Source organism: Marinobacter mangrovi, assembly GCF_016798325.1.
In the GTDB taxonomy this organism is placed as follows: domain Bacteria; phylum Pseudomonadota; class Gammaproteobacteria; order Pseudomonadales; family Oleiphilaceae; genus Marinobacter_A; species Marinobacter_A mangrovi.
Genome location: NZ_JAERVO010000001.1, coordinates 1,028,555 through 1,048,000 on the forward strand (window position 1 = coordinate 1,028,555; position 19,446 = coordinate 1,048,000).

Below are 19,446 nucleotides of genomic sequence, written 5' to 3' on the forward strand. Positions count from 1 at the left end.
TCGCATTCCAGATAGGAATCCGATAACGGAAAATCGACAAAGAGGCATATCCCACCATGGATACCCAGGCGCTGTCCGCCTTCGTCGCGATCGTGGACCATCAATCCTTTTCCGAGGCGGCCGAGGCGCTCCACCTGACCCAGCCGGCCGTGAGCAAGCGCCTCGCCTCCCTGGAAAACCAGCTGGGCGCGCCGCTGGTCGAGCGAGGGCAACGCAGCTTCAGCCTGACCGAATCCGGCCGGCGATTGTTGCCCTACGCGCGCCGCATCCTGGATGAACTCCACAACGCCCGGCTCGATCTGTCAGCCACCACCGGCCGGATTGGTGGGCGGCTGCCGGTCATTGCCAGCCACCATATAGGCCTGCACCACCTCCCGGCCTGGTTGCGCCGCTTCAACCGGGACTATCCGGACGTCACCCTGGAATTGCAGTTCATGGATTCGGAAAGCGCCTTCGACCATCTGAAGCGCCGGACGTGTGAACTGGCCTTTGTCACCCTGAGCGATGCCATGGATCGTCAGTTCGACATCAAGGCGCAATGGGAGGATCCCATGGTATTCGTCGCCGGCACCACTCATCCGCTCGCGAGTATGCCGCAGCCGGAGCTGAGTGACCTGGCCCGCTACGATGCGCTGCTGCCCGATACAAAAACCGCCACCTATCGCGTCATCAGCCGATTGTTCATGGCCGAAAACCTCACGCTCCGATTGCAGATGCCCACCAACTATCTGGAAACCATCAAGATGATGAGCAGCGTGGGATTGGGCTGGAGTGTCCTGCCGCGCAGTATGGTGGATAACAGCCTGACGGTGCTGCCGATTCGGCATGAGGTGTCACGAATGCTCGGGGGCATTGGCCTGGAAGGGCGCAGCCTGAGCCCCGCGGCGGAGGCGCTGCTCGACATTGCGCGAGAGCTGCATTAGTGAGCGTCGGCATACTCAGGCGGCGATCGCAGCCAGATGGCAGCGATCATCAGCGCCATCCCGATCGCGACAGCACTTCCCCAAAACGCCAGTGCCGTTCCCTGCCATTCGACCAGCAGACCGGACAGCCAGGCGCCCACCGCGCCCCCGGCGCCGTAGGTCAGCCCACTGTAGAGGGCCTGCCCCTGACCGTGGTGCTGATGGCCGAAATAGCTGTGGATGTAGTTGACCGACACCGCGTGTAGCGCCCCGTACGAGGCCGCGTGCAGCAGTTGGGCAAACACGAGGATGGGGACATCCGCCGAATATTCGGCGATCAGCATCCAGCGCAGGCCGGTCAGGACCAGCGCGCCAATTGCGATGGTCCGTGCCGAATACCGTCGAAACACCCGATGCATCACGATGAACAGCACGATCTCGGCGGCCACCCCCAGCGACCAGAGCAGTCCGACACTGAACTTGTCGTAGCCCAGGCTTTCCAGGTGAATGCTGAAAAACGTGTAGTAGGCGCCATGAGAGACCTGCAGCAGGAAATTCATGGCGAAAAACGCGAGGACCGTCGATTGCATCACGATCGCCCGCAGGCCGCCGGGTTCCGTTTGCGGGCGGATCTGGCCCTGCCGGGACGGCACGCAGAAAGCGGCAACCGCAATCCCGAAGAACAGCGGCATCAGGATGGCCGGAAGCCATTCAAGGGGAAGATACTCGAGGATCAGCCCTACGAGAGCCACCGAGGCGATAAAGCCGACGCTCCCCCAAAGCCGGACGCGTCCGTACCGCGCCCGGTCCTTTCCCAGTCCCTGCAGGGTAATGACTTCATAAAGCGGAAGGATGGCGTTCCAGAAAAAGGTGAACGCCAGCATCACCAGCATCAGGCCGTAGAAGCCCGGCTCCAAGAATACGCCGGTAAAGCAGATGGCCCCGACCACTGACCCCAGACGAACCAGTCGCACCCGTTGACCGGTGCGGTCGCCGAGCCAGCCCCAGACGTTGGGCGCAACGATCTTGGTGAGCTGGATGGTCGCCATCAGGGCGGCAATCTGCAGGTAGCTGAATCCCCGATCTTCCAGATACAGGGACCAGTACGGCAACATTGCGCCCAACAGCGCAAAGAACCAGAAATAAAGGTTGGACAGACGCCAGTAGATAGCTGCTCCCGCCTATTTCCGTCCCGGATTCAATCCCGGCTGCGCCCTTTCTCGATATCCGGCGTATCGACACGGACATCACCGTTCTGGGCACGGTGGCGCAGATAGTGGTCCATCAGCACGATGGCCATCATGGCTTCGGCGATTGGCGTTGCGCGGATACCGACACAGGGATCGTGCCGTCCGGTGGTCACCACCTCGACCGGATCGCCGTGAACATTGATGCTCTGGCCCGGGAGCCGCAAGCTGGATGTGGGCTTGAGGGCAATGCTTGCGAGAATCGGCTGACCGGAACTGATGCCGCCCAGCACGCCGCCGGCGTTGTTGGACAGGAAGCCTTCCGGCGTGAGCTCGTCACGGTGCTCCGTGCCCTTCTGGGTCACCGAACCAAAACCGGCACCGATCTCCACGCCCTTGACGGCGTTGATGCTCATCAGCGCGTGGGCCAGATCCGCATCCAGACGGTCGAAGATCGGCTCGCCCAGCCCCGGCGGGACGCCGTCGGCCACCACGTTGATGCGGGCACCGATGGAGTTGCCTTCCTTACGGAGGGCGTCCATGTAGTCTTCCAACTCCTGGATGCGATCGGCATCCGGGCAGAAGAACGGGTTCTCGTGCACCTGGGACCAGTCCAGTTTGTCGATGACAATGGGTCCCAACTGGGACAGATACCCGCGCACGCGGATGCCCAGTCGCTCTTCCAGGAATTTACGGGCAATCGCGCCCGCCGCGACGCGCATCGCCGTTTCACGAGCCGAGGAACGGCCGCCCCCACGGTAATCCCGCACGCCATACTTGTGCATGTAGGTGTAATCGGCGTGGGCCGGGCGGAACTGATCCTTGATCTTGGAATAGTCCTTGGAGCGCTGGTCGGTGTTTTCGATCAACAGGCCAATCGGCGTGCCCGTGGTCTTGCCTTCGAACACACCGGACAGGATGCGCACCTCATCCGGCTCGCGGCGCTGCGTGGTGTGACGGGAGGTGCCCGGCTTACGCAGATCCAGATCGCGCTGCAGGTCTGCTTCTGTCAGCGACAGTCCCGGCGGACAGCCATCGACAATCGCGCCCAGCGCCTGGCCGTGACTTTCACCGAATGTGGTGACCGTGAACAGCTTTCCAAACGTATTTCCAGACATAAATCAGGTTCTTATCAGTGAATCTTCAAATAGTTTCCAGATCTTCGCGGGTCAGCACGAAGACGCCATCGCCGCCCTGCTCAAACTCGATCCAGGTAAACGGAATATCCGGCCGCGCCTGCTGCAAGGCCACCCAGCTGTTGCCCACTTCGACCACCAGCAGACCGTTCTCGGTCAGGTGATCGCGGGCTTTTTCCAGAATGCGATAGGCGATATCCAGACCGTCATCACCGGCCGCCAGGCCCAATTCCGGTTCGTACTGGAACTCGTCCGGCATATCCGCCAGATCTTCCGCGTCCACATAGGGCGGGTTGCTGACGATGAGATCGTACCGTCCTTCCACCTGATCCAGCACATCGGAGTGAACTGCCCTCACCCGATGACCCAGACCGTGCAGGTCGATGTTACTGCGGGCCACATCCAGCGCCTCTTCCGAGATATCGGCAAGATCGACCTCGGCGTCGTCAAAGACCGTCGCCGCGGCAATACCGATGCAGCCGCTGCCGGTGCACAGATCCAGAATGCGGTGTACCGGCTTGTCCGCCAGCCAGGGCTGGAATCCCTGCTGAATCAACTCGGCAATCGGCGAGCGCGGCACCAGCACCCGATTGTCCACATGAAACGGCAGGCCCATGAACCAGGCTTCCCCCAGCAGATACGCCACGGGGACCCGCTCATCAATCCGCTGTTCCATCCGCTCCAGAATCAGGGCGCGCTCTTCACGGGTCAGTCGGGCGTCCAGGAACACCGTGTTGTTTTCGAGAGGTAGGTTGACGCTGCGCAGCACGAGGTGGACGGCTTCGTCCCAGGCGTTGTCGGTACCGTGGCCGTAAAAAATATCCGATCCGGCAAACCGGGACGTGACATAACGCAGCAGGTCGCGAATCGTAAACAGTTCGTCAGCAGGCTCTTGGGACACCAGACACAGTTCCTTGGACACACATAAAATGGAAAGCCTGCATTATACGCAGGTTTGCAGGGATTTGTGGCGTCCAATACCGCTATGGAGACAGCAGACCGGAACTGGCTTCCTCGTTCTCGAAACGATCCAGCGCCTGCTCCATGCGCTCGCGCCCCAACTGAATCATCTCCGGCGCCTTGTGATAGTCGTAGGTGCGGCAGGCGTCCTTGGGAACGTTCACCAACATATCCGGTGGATAGCCGGCGATCTTGTATTGGATCAGCGCGCTCTGCATGGTTTCGATGGTCATGTTCATGATGTCGAACTTGCCGATCCCCAGCTTGTCCCAGGCGATGGTTTCGGTACCGTCCTCCATCGTGTCAGCATCGTCGGAGACTTCCTCCGCCATCTCTTCCCGGGCTTCGCCGGTCGGTTCGGCATCGGCCGATCCCTTGCCTCCGAAAGAGCGTAGGAGATCCCAGTCAAACCAGCGTGAGGCCTTCGTGCGCATGCGGTCCACCCAGTCGTCGAAATCATGCTCGCCGGTTTCGTTGTAGATGTCATCCGGCAACCGGTACGTGCTGCGATCTTCACCGGCCAGATTAACCGCAAAGATGTAGTCCGCATGGGCCGCGATGGTGGGGATAATGGGCAGCGGGTTCAGCAGGGCCCCGTCGACGAGCACCCGACCGTTCAGGACAACCGGCGTGACCACACTGGGAATGGCGATGGAGGCGCGAATGGCCTGGTGCAAAGAGCCTTCCTGGAACCAGATCTCCTTGTGCGCCAGAAGATCCGTGGCGACGGCGGTGAATGCCACGGGGAGATCTTCGATACGGGTTTCGCCAATCATATCCCGCACCACGGAAAACACCTTGTCGCCCCGAATGGCCCCCGCGGGTGACAGGGACACGTCAAGCAGCTTGAGCACGTCGAACTGTTTAAGGCCGGTGACCCAATCCTTATAGGCCTGCATCTGGCCGGCCGAATAGACGCCGCCAATCAGCGCCCCCATGGAACAGCCGGCTATCGCAATGATGTCGTAGCCGCGCTCTTCGAGAACTTCGATCGCACCGATATGGGCATAGCCACGGGCTCCACCGCTGCCCAGCACAAGGGCGCAGGTCCGGCGGGGGCGTTCGGTTTTCGGGGTCGATGGCTGCTCTGACGGCATCGGGTCTATCCTCCTGCGGATGCCACATCCTTGATTACGACAATTTCGAGGCGGTTACCGGCACTGCGGGCCGACTGGATAGCGGACTGCGCCGGGCCGGCATTGATCAGCAACTGCTGCTCGCGGGGGATGCCCAGCTTCTCCAGCAGCGCCTGCATGGTATCCGCGACCTTGGCCGACCGTTCAAGCGCCTCCTTCACGGTCTCGTTCATACCGAGTACGACGTGGCTGACAATCATGACGGTGGCACCGGGGTTGCCCGCCCAACCAACGAGTTTTTCCCGGGTCTCGGCGTCCCAGTCGAAGCGGTAGGTGACGCTGCCCGACCAGGCAACTTGCAATGGGCCCAGTATACGCCCGGCGTCCGGTGACAGATTGGCCACCTCGGACTCATCCTGGACCGCCAACTCTTCCAGCCAGACATAATCCCGCTGGTTGCCCCGGGTAATGCTGTACAGCAGCACCAGTTGCAGCTGGCCGTCATCACCCCGATAGGAATAGGCCGCGTAGCTCTGGTCCTCGTCGCGCCCGTACAGCGTGGCCTGGTGGAAAATCCGGTTGGCCCAGACGTTGCTGCGGCCACAATCGCGACCCCGGCAGGTAAACAGCGTTCGCCCGCTGCGCTGGGCCATCGCCTCCCGATAGAACTCTTCCACCCGCTCCAGCGACGAATCCGGGTCGATTTCCATCAAACGGCCGTGTCCGACCACATCCAGACGAAGCTGCCGATCGGCGCGGATCTCGTCATTGACTTCCCGGACCGGACTGAGCAACACGTGATGGTTAGGCGCCTTGATGGTGACGTCGCTTTCCACCGACGCCATCGGAAACACTTTGAGGGGGTCCGCGGTGGCCGTAGCCGACACCAGGACAGCCATAATGGCAGCCAGCCGGAACATCAGAGGCCGGATCATGATGTCAGGAACGTCTTGATGGCATCGATCACCGGCTCGACGTCGCCATCCAGATGGCAATGATGGGAGCCCGGCACAACGGCTTCCTGCAGTTGAGCAATCAGATCGATGCGTTTACGCCAGCTGTCCCGGCCGCCCAGCAGGCCCTCCTGGGCGCGGACGAACAGCGTCGGCGCTTCAATGGCCTGCAGAAACCCGGCCACCTGTGCTTCGTCGAGCCGGCTCAGCGAGGGATAGCGCAATCTGGAATCCGTACGCCACTGGTACCCGCCTTCAACCGACCGAAGATTGCGTGGCACGAGCAAGCCGGCCGCCTCCGCCGACAACGGACTGAGTCCGCCGGCCCGAATCCGGGCTGCATCGTCGACGCTGCCGTAGGTCATGGCCGCGCCAGAACCGCGGAGATGCTTACGGATCCCCTTGCGCAGTTGTTCGGGACCGCTTTCCGGCGATTGGGTCAGCGGGCCCAGACTGTCGATCATGACCAGTCGGTCGACCCGCTCCGGGAAGGTCGCGGCATAGAGCGAGCCCACGATACCACCGAGCGAATGGCCGATGATGATGACCGGCTCCTGAAAATGACGCTCAATCAGGCCGGCAACGTCCTTCACATAGTCCAGCAGCGGATAGGATTGCCCGGCACCGCGATGGTCCGAGTGCCCATGCCCAGCGAAATCGATGCCATAAAAGGGATGAAGCCGACTCAGCGCCGGGGCGATCCGGCTGAATGTCGCGGCGTTGTCCAGCCAGCCATGCAAGCCGAGGATCGGTGGAGAGGCCTTTCCGGTATCCGCCCGGGACCAGGTCAGCCCACGCAGAACCAGATCGTCCAACGGCCACTCGGCTTCCTGAGGCGCAAGGGTCTCGCTACTGCGAGAGGTCGACGGCTCGATGTCAACGGACGTGTTCATGCCGCTCACCGCCGTCACATGGTGTGCGTGGGTCGATCGGAACCCAGCGCGCCGGCCAGATAGGCCTCAATCTTGTTTTTGGCACTTTCGTCGTCGCCGTTGAACTGGACACCGATCCCCGCAGCGCGGTTACCTTGCGCGCCCTTGGGGGTAATCCAGACCACTTTCCCGGCAACCGGTATCTTCTCGGGCTCATCCATCAGGTTAAGCAGCAGGAACACTTCGTCACCCAGTTGATACTGCTTCTGGGTGGGAATAAACAGCCCGCCATCCTTGATAAAGGGCATATACGCCGCGTAGAGCACGGCCTTGTCCTTGATGGTGAGTGTCAGAATACCGCTGCGCGCGCCAAAACCTGGACCCATAAATCACCCTTGTTGCTTTGGGCTCCGCCTGCTGACAGAGCCTGAATCCCTAAATTTACCTTAATGTTAGCAGGTGGCGAAGTGTCGGAGCACCGTCCGTGCCGCTTTTTGACGACTCCGGCCTCACCGTCGCTAACTCGCCCGTCGCCTTGGCATCAGATCAAGCCAGTGCAGCAGCAGGCGCTCGGCTTCCAGCTCTGCATTCAGGTTGTACGTCAGACCTGCGCGCACTTCGGCGATGTGCGAAAGAATGTCGTGCGCCCGATGGGGCGGGTTCTGCTTGGCCAGATACCCCAGGATATCGGCCACTTCCGGATTCTCCGGTGCGCCTCCAACGCTGATCCGGGCCAGATCGGCCGCCCAGCGCTCCATCAGACCCAGCGTGGTCTCCAGCCCCAGTTTGACGAAGGGCTTGGCGGCGTCCTCGGGCGCCCGTTTGGATTTGAGGAACTGCCGGAAATCCTCCTGACACTGGTCAACCGCCTCGACATGTCCCTGCGCCAGGAACGTCAACGCACGTACCGGCGCGCCACTGGCCAGTCGCAACGCCCGCGCCTGTGTTTCGGCATCCGCTTCCTGGGCCTCGTCGCCAGCCACCTGCGACGCCAGCCAGATCTCAGCCTGTTCCTGTGACGGGCCTGCCAGCAGCACCGACTGACAACGGGAACGAATCGTCGGCAATAGCGGGCGCCCGGATTGCTGGAGGAGAATCAGCGTCACGTCCCGGTTGGGCTCCTCCAGCGTCTTGAGCAGCGCGTTGGCCGCGTTGATGTTCAGCTGGTCGGCACTGTCGAGGACGATCACCTTATGGTGCGCCACCTGGGGAGAGGCCACCGCGAACTCGCCCAGCGCCCTCACCTGATCCACCTTGATGACCTTGGAATCTTCCGGCTGGTAGGTGCGGATGTCCGGATGGGTGCCGGCGGCAACCAGCTCACATTGCTTGCAGTGCCCACAAGCCTGGATCGCCTCGCCGGCGCCTTCGCAGACCAATCGTTGCGCCAGATCCCGGGCGAACACCGCTTTGCCAATGCCGTCCGGCCCCTCCAGCAGGATTGCATGGGGCAGACGTCCGCTGAGCCAGCGCTCGGCCAGCCGGGACCAGGCATCTGTCAGCCAGGGCATGGAGGTTATCGACGAGGACAAGGCATTCTCCGACCAGTTCTGCAATAAGAGATCAACATCAGCGCCGCAACTGCCGCAACAGGAAACGCAACCGGCGCCGATCTTCGGGAGTGAATGAACCCGAGCCATAATAGTGATTGTTGACCGCCCGGGCAAAAGCCAGATGCATGCGGGCGCGTTCCGGGTCCGCTTTGGCCGCTTGTGCAGCCAGCTCAAGAGGCGTCCGGGCGGGCCGGGGCTCCATGCCCTGGCGCCTCAATAGCCGGAGCCAGTCGTTGAACAGCCGCTGCACCGGATCCGCTGATTGGCCACTGCGCTGGCGCCAGAGTGACCACGCGGCCGCCAGCAACACCGCCACGCCCACCAACCCGGCAGACAGATACCCCAGATCCCGCAGCGACAGGTTGCCCGGCAAATGGGACATCAAGTTCATCTGGGTCTGCCCCTGGTAGCCCACTACCCAGCGCTGCCACTGGTAGTTGATGGCATCCAGCTTCAGGGACATCCATTGAACCAGGGCGATATCGCCGTATTTGGCCGGTGACACCCACTCATTCTCCAGGAAGGATCCTTCATCGGCGACGGCTTCGCGCAGGCCGGACTCGATGCGCGCCGGCGAGATCGCCGCGGTAGGATCCACCCGGACCCAGCCCCGATCCGGAAGCCACGCTTCCACCCAGGCGTGGGCATCGTACTGGCGAACGATCAGATACCGGCCATCCTCGCCGGGACTGCCGCCCTGGTAGCCCATAACAATGCGCGCCGGAATGCCCGCCGCCCGCAGCAGGAACGCGGTAGCCGACGCGTAGTGCGCGCAGAAACCCCGCTTGACCTCGAACAACAGCGTATCAATGCTGTTATCCGGCATTTTGGGTGGTCTGAGCGTGTAGAAGTAGGCCTGATTTCGGAATCGCTGCAAGATGGCGTTTACGAAACGCCGATCGGAATCGTGCTCCTGACGTAACGATTGCGCCAGTGCGCGCGCTCGAGGATTACCCTTCGGCGGCAGGTGCAGGTAGCGCTGTCGATCCAGTTGGGACAGCGCTTGTACATTGGATTCCGGGTTCGTCCGCGCCAACCGATAGCGCACGGCTGTATCCGCGGGTCGACGAAAGCGGAACAATCCGTTGGCCGTCTCCTCCACGTTCCGGGAAACCGCCCGGGAATCGTCCAGCGCAAACGCCCAGCGCTGGTAGGTCGGCTCCATCAGAATGTCGTACTCATTCGGCTTGAGCGCTCCGACGCCGCCATCGGACAGCACGCGACCCGCTGGCTGACGGGCGTCCGGCTGCCACTGCTCCCACTTCCCGCCATCGAATCGGTCCAGGATCAGGGCGCGCCAATAGCGCTCCCGCGGCGGCGGCATCGCCCCGCCGAAGGTCACGCGGAAAGCCCGCTCGCTACTCTGCGCCAGACTGGAGATGCTCCCGGGCTCCATTTGATCCGAGAGGCCCGTCTTCGCCTGTCCGGACACCAAAGGCACGCTCCACAAAGGCGCCATGCGCGGGAAAAAAATGAACAACAGGACGACCAGCGGCAGCGTTTTCAGCAGCAAACCGCCAAGGCGCTTCCAGCCAGCCTTCAGGGCGTTCGGTGCCTGCGGCGCGTTAAGGACCTGCAAGCCGACGAGCAGAACAAAGGTGGCGGCCAGGTTAAGCACCGACCAGAGCACGCCCTGCTGGAACAGGAAATTCACCGCGGCCAGATAGCAGAGGATAAAGAACAGGACGTAGAAATCCCGGGGCGTCCGGGTTTCCAGCCACTTGAGGCCGACCGCCAATACAAAGAAAGACGCCGCCGTCTCGACCGTGAATCGTCCATGAACCGTGGCCACGTAGGCCCCCATCAGGCCCAGCATGATCACCAACCGTAACCACCGCCCCGGGAGGCTGAGCCGGCCGCTTTGCCCAAGCCAGCGCCAGAGCGCCAATACCGAACAGGCGGCGATCAGCCAGGGCGGCAAACGATCCCATTGCGGAATCAGCAGTAACCCGAAGCTCACCAGCAACCAGACCAGCGCCTTGGAAGGAATGGTGCTTTTTGACGATGCCTCTGTCATGCAGCGCCTCCAGCGTATTGGGCGCTGCCGGACGCACCGGAATCCACACGGGTTGCCGGGATTTCGAAGCCAAAAGTACCCAGCGCATGCAGGCATTGCTGACGGTGTACCGGTCCCGCATCCGGATCAATCTTTAGCCCCGGCAACCGCAATCCGTAGGGCTGATGGGTATGACTGCGAGCTTCCACCAGGGCGGCCAGATAACTCAGTCGCAGCTCCCGGTCCGCGCCGGGAAAAGCATCAAAATCCAGCCACACCGGATTGCCCTGCTCGCCTTCCCATTCCGCAATCACCATATCCCCGGTGCGGGCATAGCGCTTCCAGAGTACCCGTTGACTCAGATCGCCCTGACGCCAGGGGCGGATATCCGCATGGTCCGGGTCGGCGGCCTTTTTTGATGGCGCGGTGTCGCCGTCGTCATCGCCCCCAGCATCGTAAGGGGGCGTTACCGGCTTCGGATAACACAGGCCCGGACTGCGCAGACGCATCCAGGACCAGGCGGTCAGCAGCCCGAAGGGAAACCGGGTCTCCACACGGATATCCGGCAACAACACCGGACCTCTTCGACGGGCGGTGGTAGTCAACTCAAGTTCCACAGGGCCATCCGGCCCCACATCAATGCGGACAGGCGATGCCGGATCCGACTGCAAAAGAACGCTGAACGACTGCTGCTTGGCGCTGGCTCGGAGACGGAAAACGATCGGGCTGCCCGGATAGGCTTCGCCGGCGCTGACCAAAGCCAACTGAATGCACGCCAGATTGCGATGGGTCTGGTGCATGGCCGCCACGAAAATGGCCCCAAGCACGAACGTCAGCAGGTAAATCAGGCTGTTCTGATAGTTGATGCCGGTCAGCAGCATGATGACCAGCAACGCGCCGAATACCACGCCGGCACCGGAGGGCAGGATAAAGATGTTGTTCTGGGTGAACGTCTGCTCGTCCGCCCTGGGAATCCGACGATTCACCCAGCGGCGCCAGCGTTGTCGTAAACTTTTGATCATTCGCTCAGAAATCCCGGCTCCGCAGCACAAACGTGGTCACATATTCACCAAAAACCGCTTGAAAACACCCGTTACACCTCAAATACTCTACCAGAGGACGTCCTGTTTCTCCCCAGAGGAGCCCGCAATGTTGACCCGCACACTATTGGCGACCGCCGTTGCCGGCGCCGTGACGCTGCCCGCCTGGGCTGGCGTCGAGTCCATGACCTCCGACGAGATGGTGGATACGTACATCGAGGATTCCGCGATTATCGTCGTACCGCGGGCCCGGCAAAAATCCGAGGAAGAGAAACAGCGGGTGATCCGCTCGCTCACCATTTCCCCGGGCGAGCCGGCCATCCTCGAATCCGATGAACAGGCCGAAGCCTACATCATGCGCAAAACCCGTGATGAGGATGAAGAAACGGCCCTGGCCAACGCCGAGCAGGAATTTATTCGCCGCACCCTGCTCTTTCCCCTGGACCAGGTGGAAAAGACACAACCGGCACCTTACATCATTCCGTCCGTTCCGACGCTTGTTTATGGCCGCCAGGTACAGATTCCGGATGAGCCCTTCACGCAAAGCTTCCTGAACGATCAGCTCAGCCTGGGTTTCGATGGGCAGAACGTGAATTTCTCGATTGGTAACGTGCCGGGTGTGGATCAGATTCAGGTGCCGCAGTCGATTAATGAGGCGGGGATTGTGCTGACGCCGCGGGCTGGGGGTGGGTTTGATCTCTCTATTCCGGTGCCGGATGCGCAGTAGCTTTTAAACGAAACCGAGTTTTCTTACGAGCCAGTCTTCGGACTGGCTTTTTTGTGAGTATTGATTTTGCACCCGATCGTGCTCAGGGTATCGCAAATGCCCCAGAGGCGTAGGTTGGGCTGACGAAGGAAGCCCAACAATAAGTGGGCACCAGACGTTCCCGGTATCGCGCAGATAGGCTTGGAGCATGGGTTCTCGAAAACCGGATTGGCGGCTATTGGATAAAATTGGCCGCAAACCCGGCTGGCTTTTTTGTTGCTTAGCGAACTATCCGAACGTTATCCAACCAGGCGCCAGACTACATACAGGTTCCTTCTTTCACACGTAATTTTTCCTTTGCCCAAAAAAAACGCCCCGCAGAGCGGGGCGCTTTATGACTCAGGAAACGATCAACTTAGTTGTGACCGTAAACCTTCATGCTGGTGTTGCTGATGGTCAGGTTATCCAGCTGGATCGTACCGATGTTGGCGCCACCGATATTGGTTTCCGCCACGTTGATATCTGTGGTGAAGTCAGACACGTTGATGCCCAGAGCTTCGCCGCTGGTAGAACCCGCCGCAGTCGTCTTGGCGATGGTCAGAGTCGCCGCCGCGAACATACCGGCCGCATCAGTCGGCTGGCCGCTAGCTTCAACCTGCTCGAAGAACTGGCCACCCATGACCTGCATGCCGCGAACGTTCACACCCAGGAAGTCAACATCCATATCCATGTTGGTGATGTTGAACGCCACATCCGTGATCAAGGAGTCTGTTGCAGTGTCGACAGTGATGTCCAGCTTGCCCAGGTTACCGACGATGCCGATATTAGAGGCCAGCAGAGTGCTGTCCGTGTCGCCGCGCAGGCTGACTTCGTTTACAGCCACCGCGAAGTCGATGGGCACCTGACCGTTGACGTTGCCAACGTGAATGACGGCGTCGCCGTCGGCTTCAACGTCGATATCGATTTTCAAGTCGTCCAGGAGACCGTCAGTGGTGATGCCACCGTTGCCATCATCAACGATGCTACCGCCACCAATGGAGACGCCAGTCATTGCGAAGGTACCTTCGTCCTGGTAGCGGACTTCACCGATGTCGACTTTGGTCTCGAGTTCGATGGTCACACCAGCCTGACCGGTGACGTTACCCATCGCACCGTCGTCCAGAGCTTTCAGCTCGGCGTGGGCAGCGAACGGAGCGGCGGCAACTGCAGTCGCCAGTACAAGTTTCTTCAGGCCTTTCATAGTGTTCTCCTTAACGGAAAATTGTTGTTGTTCCAATGCGGATTGTTTTGTTTTGTGTCCGCACGGTTAAAGAGTAGTAGGCCAGGACTGATGAATCCGTGACCACATTCACAGTCCCAATAATCACATTGTCGGACAAATTCCGATTATTCCGCCGGCTCCTCAGTTTTATCTGTTTCCGGCAGCTTGAAGATCGAGTGCTTGGACTTCACGGTCACCGCCTTGCCAAATACCATCTTGCCGTCTTCCTTGGCGAACGGTGTGATTTCAGCAAGTGTAGGGCCAAATACGTGCTCCATTTCCGCAACAAGCACTTGTTTCGCTTCGGCTTCCTTATTCGGGTTGGCTGCGACATAAACCAGGCAAGTTGCCCCGATTTTCCCATTTTCCACCATGGCCCGAAGACTGCGCCGCATAATTTCAAGGGCGACGTCCGGTTTCATTTTCTCAGCCTCCTGCAGGCGCACGAGGCGAACATTGCCCTGCCGGTCTGTCACGACTGAGAACGCCTTGATCGGCTCGCCCTTCTCAAGCCGGGATGACGCGCTATCCATGGCGCGCTTGTACATCTGCTCAAACTGTCCCTGGACGTATTCTTTCAACTCTTTCTCAGACATACCGTTCTGGTTTTCCTGAGCGTGAGCGGCCAAAGGAACCAGGGAAGAAATCAGGAAAATCGCGATGGCTGTTTTGAAGAAAGTCTGGATCATTCGCATGCCGTACTCCATTGAATTGTTCTTTTAGCATCACCTGTGCCCGCCTGATTGCGGTATCATGCGTCTCCAATCCGCGCCGGCAATCGCAAGCTATTCAGGTTTACTGTGTCATCTTCCCCCAGATTTTTTTCCGTTTCTGCCAAACATGCGGCACTTTGGGTGAATCACTTCTCAACCCAGGCGGGCTTCTGTCACGTTGCCCGGCCGGATGGTTCTTCCTTTATATCTGCGTGTCCAATCAGGAGCTGGGTGTTGCCCCGGGATCCGAAAGCCTGGACAGACGTTGTCGGTGAAATCCGCCAAACGGAAGCCGACTTTTCCAGCGGTAAAGAACAGGAAGCTGTTACAGGCGGTTTCAGCGGCGGACTGGTTGGCGTTTTGAATTACGATGCGGGTGTTATGACCGTGCCGGGGTTTCGCGCACGACAACGGTCCGATTCTCTGCCCGATGCAGGCTGGGTGGGCTGCTACGACTGGGCGTTGAATCTCCCGGCACACACTGATGAACCGGCAACGCTGCTGATCGATCGCCAATGTTCCGCCAAGACACTTGAGCAGTTGCAACCCATTCTTGAAGGGCAATTACCTGCGAATCGGGCTGAACCCGGGTTTAAATTGAACGCGCCCTTTACCCCGCAACAGAATCCGGCAACTTACTCCAACGCGATCAAACGCATACTCGAATACATACACGCCGGTGATTGCTACCAGGTCAACTACGCGCAGCAGTTCACGGCGGCTTTTGAAGGACAACCGTTTGCGGCCTATCGAACCTTGCTGCAGGCCATTCCCGTTCCGCACGCGGCCTATATCGATACAGGGCGCTATCAGGTGCTCAGCATTTCGCCCGAGCGTTACCTGAAGATTCGCGACGGGCAGGTTGAGAGCAAGCCCATCAAGGGAACACGCCCTCGCGGAGAGTCGGCGCAGGAAGATACCCGTCACCGGGATGAATTGGCGGCCAGCAAAAAGGACCGTGCCGAGAACCTGATGATTGTCGACCTGATCCGCAACGACCTCTCCCGCTTCTGCGCGCCCCACTCCGTTCGGGTCCCGAAACTGTTTGAGATCGAAAGCTTCCGCAACGTCCATCAACTGGTCAGCACCGTCACCGGCGAATTGAAACCAGACACGCTCGCCTTCGATGCCCTGCTCTCCGCCTTCCCGGGTGGTTCCATTACCGGTGCACCCAAACGCCGTGCCATGGAAATCATCGACGAACTGGAACCGAACGCGCGCGGTCCTTATTGCGGCAGTGTGTTTTCAATCGGGAATGACGGGACGCTGGACAGCAACATTGCGATCCGCACGCTGTTGGCTGAGCCCAATGGCCGGATCAGTTGCTGGGGTGGCGGTGGGATTGTGGCTGACTCCAACCCGGCAGACGAGTTTGCGGAGTCAGTCACCAAGGTCCAGCGCCTGATGCAGACGCTGGAAAATCTCTAAGCGAACTCAGTAGCGCTCGCTCAGTTCCAGGAATTTCTCGCGCAGGTCGTCGTAGTTATGGACGGCCGGGAACTGCGGGAACTCGTCGATCACGTTCTGCGGCGCGTGGAACAGGATGCCGGCTTCCGCCTGCTTCAGCATGGTGGTGTCGTTGTAGGAATCACCGGCCGCGATCACCCGGTAGTTCAGGAGCTGGAAGGCCCGCACGGACTGGCGTTTGGGATCTTTCTGGCGCAACAGGTAATCGGTGATCCGGCCTTTGTCGTCCACTTCCAGCTTGTGACACAGCAGCGTCGGATGACCCAGCTTGGCCATCAGCGGCATGGCGAATTCATAGAAGGTGTCGGACAGGATCACCAACTGGAAACGCTCGCGCAGCCAATCGACGAATTCACGCGCTCCCGGCAGCGGATCGAGGGTGCCGATGACTTCCTGGATTTCCGGCAGGCCATAGCCATGCTGATCCAGCAGGCGCAGGCGCTGTTGCATGAGCACGTCGTAATCGGGAATGTCCCGGGTGGTCGCCTTCAGTTCTTCAATGCCGGTTTTTTCGGCGAAGGCGATCCAGATTTCGGGGATCAGCACCCCTTCAAGATCCAGGCAGGCAAGCTCCACAAGACACTCCTCTTTCAATTCGGTCATCAGCCCATCACGGGCTACGGTTAAAAACGGTTACTTCCGACGCACCTTCGTCTCATCAACATCCGGCACCAGAGCGGGCCCTATCATATGAAAATGCGACAGGAATTGCATCGCGGATATAACCTTATGAAAGCTGGTTACTTTTGATTGACCGGCCCTGGTGGTATGTTCTTGGCACATCTACTGACACGATAACTATGATGGAATCCATAAAAGAACTGAATGAGAGACTGAGCGACCAATCACCGCGCGCTATCCTGAAACACGCGCTGGGGAGCTACGATTCGATCGCCGTGTCCTTCAGCGGGGCTGAAGACGTGGTGCTGATTGAGCTGGCCAGCAAGCTGACCGATAACCTGAAGGTGTTCACGCTGGACACCGGCCGGCTCCATGCCGAGACCTATGCGTTTATCGAAAAGGTGCGCAAGCACTACAACATCGACATCGAGATCCTCTTCCCCGACGCAGCCGAAGTGGAGGAACTGGTTTCCAAGAAGGGCCTGTTCAGCTTCTACGAGGATGGCCACAAGGAATGCTGCGGCATTCGTAAGGTCAATCCGCTGCGCCGCAAGCTGGCTACAGTGGATGCCTGGATCACCGGACAGCGCAAGGACCAGAGCCCGGGCACGCGTAACGATGTACCGGTAGTGCAAATCGACGACGCATTCTCCACCCCGGAAAAACAGCTGGTCAAATTCAATCCGCTGGCCAACTGGACGTCCAAGGACGTGTGGGACTACATCCGCATGACGGAAGCGCCCTACAACGAATTGCACGAGAAAGGGTTCGTCAGCATTGGTTGCCAGCCCTGCACCCGTGCGGTGCTGCCTGGTCAGCATGAGCGCGAAGGTCGCTGGTGGTGGGAAGAAGCCACCCACAAGGAATGCGGTCTGCACGCGGGCAACCTGATTACCAGCGCCAAGTAATCGCAATCCTCCTTTTCTGGCGCGTTTAACGAAAGAAGGCGGGAATGTAACCCCGCCTTCTTTGTTTGAACCATTGCCAACGGCTAGTGCGTTGGTAGCTCAATCCCTTCGAACAACGCCTCCACATCCGCACGACTCGACTGGTGCGTCGCCTCGTCCACCATCTCCCGGGTCAGGTGCGGCGCAAAGCGCTCGATGAAATCGTACATGTACCCCCGCAGGAAGGTGCCCTTGCGGAAACCGATCTTGGTGATGCTGGGCGCAAACAGGTCCCGGGCGTCCAGGGCCACCAGGTCGCTGTCCGTTTTTTCATCGAAGGCCATGCTGGCGATGATGCCAACGCCCAGACCGAGCCGCACGTAGGTCTTGATCACATCCGCATCCGCCGCGGTGAAGACAACCTTCGGGGTCAACCCCCGCGTCTGGAAGGCTTCGTCCAGGCGCGAACGCCCGGTGAAGCCAAACACGTAGGTCACGATCGGGTATTCCGCGACCGCTTCCAGCGTCAACGGCCGGCACTGGGTCAGCGGATGGTCCCGGGGCACGATAATGCTCCGGTTCCAGCGGTAGCACGGCATCATGATCAGATCGTTGAACAGCTCCAGCGCTTCCGTGGCAATGGCAAAATCCACGGCCCCGTTGGCGGCCATTTCCGAGATCTGCATGGGCGTCCCCTGGTGCATGTGCAGGGACACTTCGGGAAAGGACTCAATAAAGCCGCGGATCACCGGCGGCAAGGCATAGCGGGCCTGGGTATGCGTGGTGGCAATACTCAGGTCGCCTTTGCGCTGGTTGCTGAACTCTTGGGCAATCTTCTTTATGCCTTCCACCCGTCGCAGGATTTCCCCGGCTTCACGGATGATGGTTTCACCGCCCGGGGTGATGCGCGTCAGGTGTTTGCCGCTGCGGGCAAAGACTTCCACGCCCAGTTCATCCTCAAGCAGACGGATCTGTTTGGAGATGCCGGGCTGTGAGGTAAACAGGCTTTGGGCCGTTGCGGACACATTCAGATCATGATGCGCCACCTCCCAGATGTAGCGCAGCTGCTGTAATTTCATCGACCGTCTCGCTCCATCGTCGTTATTATTCGCATAAAAATATAAGTAATAATTCTTTTTAAGAATAGATCCAAAGGTCTACAGTTGGAAACCTCTGGCTGCAATGGATTTACCGGCGGCGACTTTTCCCATTTATTATCGCGGTTTATTCAGGCCACCAGCGCTGCCGGTTCTGCTGGTATTTCGACGGCTCACGGATTTCAGTGTAGATCAAAATTTATGGATATCGTCTTTTATATTCTTGCGGGTGCGGGTGTCGGTCTAGCCGTCGGCCTCACCGGCGTTGGCGGCGGGTCTCTGATGACGCCCCTGCTGCTGATGTTCGGTTTCCCACCCCACATCGCGATCGGCACCGACCTCATCTACGCCGCCATTACCAAGGGCACCGGCGTCTTTACCCATCACCGGCAGAAGACCATCGAATGGTCGATCGTCCGGCGGTTGCTGCTGGGTTGTATTCCGGCTTCTCTGCTGTCGATCGTGATCCTGTCGCACTTCTTCACGAATCCGGAAGACTACCGCAACCTGCTGGTGTCCATGCTCGGGACGATGCTGATCCTGACCTCGGTGGTCCTGATTTTCCGCCCCTGGATCCTGCGCCATCGCAACATCGAAGCCGATGATAGCTTTCTGGTACGCCACCGCAACGGGCTGACGACCCTCGCAGGCATTTTCTTGGGCGTCGCCGTGACCCTGTCGTCCGTTGGCGCTGGCGCCTTCGGTACCGCCATCCTGATGATGCTCTATCCCCGACTGACCGGTGTCCGCATCGTCGGCACGGACCTCGCCTATGCGGTTCCGCTGACGTTTATTGCCGGCATGGGCCATTGGCAGTTGGGCAACATCGACTGGCAGTTGCTGGGCGCGCTGCTGATCGGCTCCATCCCGGCCATCCAGATCGGCACCCGCATTGCCCGCAAGTTGCCGAACCGGGTCCTGCAGTCCACGCTGGCCGCGATCCTGATGGCCATCGGCCTGAAATACACCTTCTTCTGAGCCCTTGCCGGAACTTGCACTCGCCCTCCGGGTCTCACCGG

At 59.8% G+C, this 19,446-nt stretch carries 19 protein-coding genes; 5 read left to right on the forward strand and 14 right to left on the reverse strand.

Going from position 1 to position 19,446, the window contains the following annotated elements:
- Nucleotides 1-56 precede the first annotated feature (56 nt).
- Nucleotides 57-923 (forward strand): LysR family transcriptional regulator, encoded by an 867-nt coding sequence (locus JL474_RS04570; protein WP_123634386.1) that lies wholly within the window; start codon nt 57-59, stop codon nt 921-923.
- On the opposite strand, the gene JL474_RS04575 is transcribed toward JL474_RS04570, so the two are convergent.
- The 10 genes from JL474_RS04575 to JL474_RS04620 all read right to left on the reverse strand — a co-directional run bounded on the left by JL474_RS04575 (nt 920) and on the right by JL474_RS04620 (nt 11,657).
- A complete protein-coding gene (locus JL474_RS04575; RefSeq protein ID WP_123634385.1) occupies nt 920-2,071 on the reverse strand; it encodes an MFS transporter in 1,152 nt (383 codons plus the stop codon). The genes JL474_RS04570 and JL474_RS04575 overlap by 4 nt on opposite strands.
- Nucleotides 2,072-2,100: 29 nt before the next feature.
- Complete coding sequence (gene aroC / locus JL474_RS04580) at nt 2,101-3,207, reverse strand: chorismate synthase (RefSeq protein WP_203141086.1); 1,107 nt, start codon at nt 3,205-3,207, stop codon at nt 2,101-2,103.
- Nucleotides 3,208-3,232: 25 nt separating this feature from the next.
- Nucleotides 3,233-4,126 carry a 50S ribosomal protein L3 N(5)-glutamine methyltransferase gene (gene prmB / locus JL474_RS04585; protein WP_203141087.1) on the reverse strand — a complete coding sequence of 298 codons (894 nt, stop codon included), beginning with the start codon at nt 4,124-4,126 and terminating at the stop codon, nt 3,233-3,235.
- An 82-nt stretch (nt 4,127-4,208) separates the two neighbouring features.
- Entirely contained in the window at nt 4,209-5,282 is a 1,074-nt protein-coding gene (locus JL474_RS04590; RefSeq protein ID WP_203141088.1) for a patatin-like phospholipase family protein, read from the reverse strand.
- Between the two features lie 5 nt (nt 5,283-5,287).
- Nucleotides 5,288-6,196, reverse strand: a complete 909-nt coding sequence (locus JL474_RS04595) for a DUF4892 domain-containing protein (protein WP_203141089.1) — start codon at nt 6,194-6,196, stop codon at nt 5,288-5,290.
- Nucleotides 6,193-7,107 (reverse strand): alpha/beta fold hydrolase, encoded by a 915-nt coding sequence (locus JL474_RS04600; RefSeq protein ID WP_203141090.1) that lies wholly within the window; start codon nt 7,105-7,107, stop codon nt 6,193-6,195. The genes JL474_RS04595 and JL474_RS04600 overlap by 4 nt, the downstream gene beginning before the upstream one ends.
- 14 nt (nt 7,108-7,121) lie before the next feature.
- Nucleotides 7,122-7,472 carry a PilZ domain-containing protein gene (locus JL474_RS04605; protein ID WP_123634379.1) on the reverse strand — a complete coding sequence of 117 codons (351 nt, stop codon included), beginning with the start codon at nt 7,470-7,472 and terminating at the stop codon, nt 7,122-7,124.
- Between the two features lie 132 nt (nt 7,473-7,604).
- Nucleotides 7,605-8,618 (reverse strand): DNA polymerase III subunit delta', encoded by a 1,014-nt coding sequence (gene holB, locus JL474_RS04610; protein ID WP_328797774.1) that lies wholly within the window; start codon nt 8,616-8,618, stop codon nt 7,605-7,607.
- Between the two features lie 37 nt (nt 8,619-8,655).
- A complete protein-coding gene (locus JL474_RS04615) occupies nt 8,656-10,656 on the reverse strand; it encodes a transglutaminase TgpA family protein (RefSeq protein ID WP_203141091.1) in 2,001 nt (666 codons plus the stop codon).
- The gene (locus JL474_RS04620; protein WP_203141092.1) at nt 10,653-11,657 is read right to left on the reverse strand and encodes a DUF58 domain-containing protein; all 1,005 of its coding nucleotides are present in this window, start codon (nt 11,655-11,657) and stop codon (nt 10,653-10,655) included. The genes JL474_RS04615 and JL474_RS04620 overlap by 4 nt, the downstream gene beginning before the upstream one ends.
- A 127-nt stretch (nt 11,658-11,784) precedes the next feature.
- On the opposite strand from JL474_RS04620, the gene JL474_RS04625 reads away from it, so the two are divergent.
- Nucleotides 11,785-12,402, forward strand: coding sequence for a hypothetical protein (locus JL474_RS04625; protein WP_203141093.1), 618 nt, complete (start codon nt 11,785-11,787; stop codon nt 12,400-12,402).
- A 394-nt stretch (nt 12,403-12,796) separates the two neighbouring features.
- Here JL474_RS04625 and JL474_RS04630 read toward each other — a convergent pair whose 3' ends face one another.
- The gene (locus tag JL474_RS04630) at nt 12,797-13,621 is read right to left on the reverse strand and encodes a DUF6160 family protein (RefSeq protein WP_203141094.1); all 825 of its coding nucleotides are present in this window, start codon (nt 13,619-13,621) and stop codon (nt 12,797-12,799) included.
- A 146-nt stretch (nt 13,622-13,767) separates the two neighbouring features.
- Nucleotides 13,768-14,337 (reverse strand): hypothetical protein, encoded by a 570-nt coding sequence (locus JL474_RS04635; RefSeq protein ID WP_203141095.1) that lies wholly within the window; start codon nt 14,335-14,337, stop codon nt 13,768-13,770.
- A 252-nt stretch (nt 14,338-14,589) separates the two neighbouring features.
- On the opposite strand from JL474_RS04635, the gene pabB reads away from it, so the two are divergent.
- Entirely contained in the window at nt 14,590-15,783 is a 1,194-nt protein-coding gene (gene pabB, locus JL474_RS04640) for an aminodeoxychorismate synthase component I (protein ID WP_203141096.1), read from the forward strand.
- Nucleotides 15,784-15,789: 6 nt separating this feature from the next.
- Here pabB and thrH read toward each other — a convergent pair whose 3' ends face one another.
- Nucleotides 15,790-16,398, reverse strand: a complete 609-nt coding sequence (gene thrH / locus JL474_RS04645) for a bifunctional phosphoserine phosphatase/homoserine phosphotransferase ThrH (protein ID WP_123634482.1) — start codon at nt 16,396-16,398, stop codon at nt 15,790-15,792.
- Between the two features lie 227 nt (nt 16,399-16,625).
- Here thrH and JL474_RS04650 point away from each other — a divergent pair, with 227 nt between their 5' ends.
- Complete coding sequence (locus tag JL474_RS04650) at nt 16,626-17,351, forward strand: phosphoadenylyl-sulfate reductase (RefSeq protein WP_123634481.1); 726 nt, start codon at nt 16,626-16,628, stop codon at nt 17,349-17,351.
- Nucleotides 17,352-17,434: 83 nt separating this feature from the next.
- Here JL474_RS04650 and cysB read toward each other — a convergent pair whose 3' ends face one another.
- On the reverse strand, nt 17,435-18,409 hold the full coding sequence (gene cysB / locus JL474_RS04655) for an HTH-type transcriptional regulator CysB (RefSeq protein ID WP_123634372.1): 975 nt from the start codon (nt 18,407-18,409) through the stop codon (nt 17,435-17,437).
- 219 nt (nt 18,410-18,628) lie between these two features.
- Here cysB and JL474_RS04660 point away from each other — a divergent pair, with 219 nt between their 5' ends.
- Complete coding sequence (locus tag JL474_RS04660) at nt 18,629-19,405, forward strand: sulfite exporter TauE/SafE family protein (protein ID WP_203141097.1); 777 nt, start codon at nt 18,629-18,631, stop codon at nt 19,403-19,405.
- Nucleotides 19,406-19,446 lie beyond the last annotated feature (41 nt).